Source organism: Kitasatospora sp. NPDC059722 (assembly GCF_042733235.1).
Classification (GTDB): Bacteria; Actinomycetota; Actinomycetes; order Streptomycetales; family Streptomycetaceae; genus Kitasatospora.
On sequence record NZ_JBHWGD010000307.1, the window covers coordinates 1 to 1,059 of the forward strand.

General features: G+C 73.3%; 1 protein-coding gene. It reads right to left on the reverse strand.

Features of this window, described 5'->3' with window-relative positions; all coding sequences use genetic code 11:
- Nucleotides 1-85: 85 nt before the first annotated feature.
- The gene (locus ACFV4F_RS43470) at nt 86-1,033 is read right to left on the reverse strand and encodes an LPXTG cell wall anchor domain-containing protein (RefSeq protein WP_380511614.1); all 948 of its coding nucleotides are present in this window, start codon (nt 1,031-1,033) and stop codon (nt 86-88) included.
- Nucleotides 1,034-1,059: the final 26 nt, after the last annotated feature.

The following is a 1,059-nucleotide window of genomic DNA, read 5'->3' on the forward strand; positions in this document are numbered from 1 at the left end:
GCCGACGCCTGGTCGCGATAGACCATGGGGCCTTCCTCCACACCGCCGTGTGGAGGAAGGCCCCTTCGTGGTGTCCGTCCGTTGGTTACCGCTGGGGCCGGAGGCGACGGACGGCGATCAGGACGCCCGCGCCGAGTGCGAGCAGCGCGGCGGCGGACAGGGCGAGGAAGCCGTTGGTGGAGGAGGAACCGGTGTGTGCGAGCTCGGTGGCGCCGTCCGGGGCGGTGGTGGCCGGGGCGGAAGTCGGCGCGGCGGCGGGGGACTTGGGCGCCTCGGCGGCCGGAGCGGCCGGGGCGGCGGTCTTGGTCTCGTCCGCGGCGGGCTTGCCGGGCGCGGGCTTGGCCGGGGCGCTCGGCTTCGCCGTGACGGTGGGCTTGCCGGCGGGCTTGGCCTCGCCGTTGGCGTGGAGGACCCTGATGCCCACGCCCACGGGCTTGCTGGCGGGTCCGGCCTCCGCCCAGGGCGAGGCGGTGACCGAGAGCATGGTGAGGTCCTTCGGGGCACTGGCGGCCAGGTGCAACCGGAACATCACCCGAGCCGTCCGGCCGTCGGCCAGGTGCTGGCCCAACGACCCGGTGTCGACCCGGACGGCCTCGCCGCCGCATCCGTCGTCGATGCCGAGCTTCGTCCAGGTGCCGTCGATCATCGCCTCGATGGTCACGTCCCCGGTGCGGAGGCGGTTCGCGCCGCTGTCGTCCTTCAGGGTGAGGCCGAACGCGGCGTTGTCGTAGTCGGCTCCGCTGAGGTTGAGCAGCTTCACGCCGAACTCGATGCTCGAACCGGCGGTCAGCGAGGTCGGGTTCGGCTCGATGATGTCGGCGTCCAGGGGGTTCGCGTGGTGCCGCGCCCGAGCGTCGGCCGAGATGGTGGTGCCGGGGCCCTGGTAGGGGCCGGAGCAGGCCCAGGCGGTGTCGGTGGTGAGGATCTGGATGCCGCCGGCGAGGACGGCGGTGGTGGCGAGGGCGGCGAGGGTGCGGCGGGTGGAGAGCGAGCGGGTGTTCTTCGCAAAGCGGGTGATAACGGACGTGCGCATGACGTGACTCCCCAGGGCCATGGGTC

Excerpts from the sequence above, each read along its gene's own strand:
- ACFV4F_RS43470 (WP_380511614.1), bottom strand. The coding sequence starts at position 1,033 with ATGCGCACGTCCGTTATCACCCGCTTTGCGAAGAACACCCGCTCGCTC.